This window comes from Bacillus sp. JJ864, assembly GCF_036963045.1.
Classification (GTDB): Bacteria; Bacillota; Bacilli; order Bacillales; family Bacillaceae_G; genus Bacillus_A; species Bacillus_A pseudomycoides_C.
The window spans coordinates 5,411-8,227 of sequence record NZ_JBALLY010000144.1 but is presented as its reverse complement, the minus strand read 5'-3'; the positions used below and the strand labels follow the sequence as shown (position 1 = coordinate 8,227).

Annotated in this window: 2 protein-coding genes; one reads left to right on the top strand and one right to left on the bottom strand. The window is 31.1% G+C overall.

The genetic code is table 11. The features are described 5' to 3' along the window. Window positions 1-798: 798 nt before the first annotated feature. Window positions 799-1,110 carry a hypothetical protein gene (locus V7024_RS19655; RefSeq protein ID WP_335522974.1) on the bottom strand — a complete coding sequence of 104 codons (312 nt, stop codon included), beginning with the start codon at window positions 1,108-1,110 and terminating at the stop codon, window positions 799-801. 990 nt (window positions 1,111-2,100) lie between these two features. Here V7024_RS19655 and V7024_RS19650 point away from each other — a divergent pair. Beyond that, window positions 2,101-2,805 carry a hypothetical protein gene (locus V7024_RS19650; RefSeq protein ID WP_438824487.1) on the top strand — a complete coding sequence of 235 codons (705 nt, stop codon included), beginning with the start codon at window positions 2,101-2,103 and terminating at the stop codon, window positions 2,803-2,805. Window positions 2,806-2,817: the final 12 nt, after the last annotated feature.

The following is a 2,817-nucleotide window of genomic DNA, read 5'->3' as shown; positions in this document are numbered from 1 at the left end:
AACCAAATTTGTTATCTTTAAAACCACTTTTGTTATAGTTAAGTGTCACAATTCCTTATATATCAATATATTTCATGCACCTAAAACATATAAACAAATAAAACAAATAAAACAATTATTATATAAAACAAACAAAACATAAAATGTTGCATTGATTGAATATAAAAATATTATCTTACCAATTTTAAAACCAAACGCTCATCTTGAAACTATATTTTTGTTATTCCTACAACCAAATTTGTTATTTTTATATTTCTGTAATTCTGTGAACTACCCGGGACCCACACTTCGCCTAATTGAAGTATTATTTAAATTAAAAAATCCCATATCCTGTTTTGTTTTATTTAGATTCAAGAAATTTGAATCAATCTTTGTTTCAACAAAAATAAATATATAATGTTACACATTATATATATGAATAAAAGAAGAGGATAGACACAAGCAGAATAATTCTGTGTGTTCTATCCTTTTTTTGTACCACAAATGACCACATTTACCACAACATTTGTACTGAATATTCTCAAATAATGGAAAAAGCTCTCTTCATTACGACAATCCTTATAAGGGATACCGCCCCATGTCCCCATCAAGTTATAAGATCTCATAATACCCCCAGAACGAAAATTTTGTGCATTTTGCTCGTTTTTATTGTTTTGGGGTAACTCGTTTTTTTAGCTTGATGGGTATGGGGTACCGCCAGCATTTTGGAAAAAAACACGCTAAGCAAAAAAGACAAGAAGCCGTCCATATGGACAGCTCATTTACATAATTCTCGTTAGCGGAAGTCATTTTAAAATTCTATATGTCGATTTTTTCTTTGCCCTTACGGATAAGCCACCATATCAAAGCTACAAGTAGTATGAGGAGCGGTATTGCTTGAATAAAGAGAAATCCTCTCCAAAAATCAAGTTCAGTACTATCTGGAGAGTCTGTCGCCATCACACCTATAAAAAAAGCCACTGGAATTGTGCATAGATTTACCCCTAAACTGCCCATTATGAACATTAGATTTTTATCCTTTGTTTTTGGTGAATCAGATTTGAAGAATTCGAATATTGCCATGCCGATTATAAAAAACAGTATTACATAAAGCTGATTAAGATATCCCATAATACTCCTCCGTTATCCTAATTGTACCATCAGCAAGGACAATCTTGTGCAAATTCGGATGAATAAGATATTCATGTAAAGTTAACATAACGTAACATTATTGGTAGCAAGGACAATAGGCGGCCCTTACTCTCACAAGGGATTCGCCTTTTTTCTTTTTGTGATTCTATGCATTGTTTTATACATTCCTATCCTGGCGCGGTTTTAAAATTCTCATTTGTTACTGGATTAGCTGAAAAACTGTATAAAATCTTGTATACTCTTAGCGTGGTTTTTTTCCGAAATGATGGCGGTACCCCATATATGTCTCTATTGAAAACTGTGGTAAAATACAAATTAGGCAATAGGCTGAAAAATCAAGTGGTAATAAGTCAGATAAAAGGACTCAATTAATGGGTCCTTTTATCTTTAGTTAAGGATATATTTCTATTTCAAACGTTGTGTATCTGAAAATACAATTTGTCATGCTAAAAATTTTTGTTATCATTCTAAATATTGCTTTATTATACAAAAATTGTAATATGGTTAATTTTTTCCCAAACCCCCGAAAAGGGAGAAGAAGCTTATTTAATTAGAAATTTACACACCATGTCAAAAAGTACACTTTATGACATAGCTATAAATCTAGAATTTTTCATTTCAAAAATACAACTTATGATTATTTGAAATGTGTCAATTAAAATGTATACGTTTTGACATGTAGATTATTAAAAGAAGTTAAAACCCTGTATTTATAAGGACTTTGTCTATAGTTTGCTTGCTATTCCCCCGTTTCGAGGGGATGGGCAAAGATACCCTACCTAGTAAATTACTTGGTTAACTTGATGGGCATGGGATGCTATCCCATAAAGCAAAATTGTTAATTTAAAATTCTGAATATTTAATTAAAAATTTATCAAAATATATTTTTAATTAAATATTACTTTATATTAAATTTCAATATATCATTAAGAAAGAAGTTGAAAAAATGTAAAAAAAAGGAGAATGATTGTGAAGAAATTTAGCTTAAAAACAAAATTAATTACAGGCGTATTAAGTTGTGCATTAGTTAGTACCTTAGTTCCAATGAATACATTTGCCCAAACTCCATATGAAAACAACACAGATTGCAAATGTGAAAAACCAGTAGATAAGGAACAACTTCAAAAAATAAATTCCAACTTCGGAACTCCAATTACTATAGCTGAAACTGATAATAATCTCGATATTGGTTTAGAAATCGCTAAATCTGACCTTGAGGAAAAATCCATTATCACAGAGAACGGAACTATTAAAAACTACTATAAATCCGCTTCAGATGCAGGTGTCAGAGAGGAAGCATTTAATAGATTCGAATCAGTAATTAATGAACTTAATAAATCAATTGAAAAAGGTGAAATTTCATTTGGCAGTAATCTTTTAGATATTAATATTAATAGATCCAAAATTTCTAATATAATTAGCCAATCAGAAGTACAATCAGCAGCAATACCAAGAGCTACATATAGAATTACACATGATCAAGCTGTTAAAGCCCAAAAATTATTATGGGCTGGTGCTGGAGTAGCAGCTCTTGCTTCCGAACTAGGATTACCAATGTTGGTAGCTGGGGCATTGTCTGCTCTTGCAGCTGCTGGAGGATTATGTGATTGGAATGATAGAGGTTTCTTATTAATACATTTAGGTGGAACTATGGCTACATGTGTTCCTTTATAAAATAAAAAGGTG

What these genes read in the sequence shown, in the direction of transcription:
- V7024_RS19655 (WP_335522974.1), bottom strand. Translation starts at nt 1,110, where the DNA reads ATGGGATATCTTAATCAGCTTTATGTAATACTGTTTTTTATAATCGGC.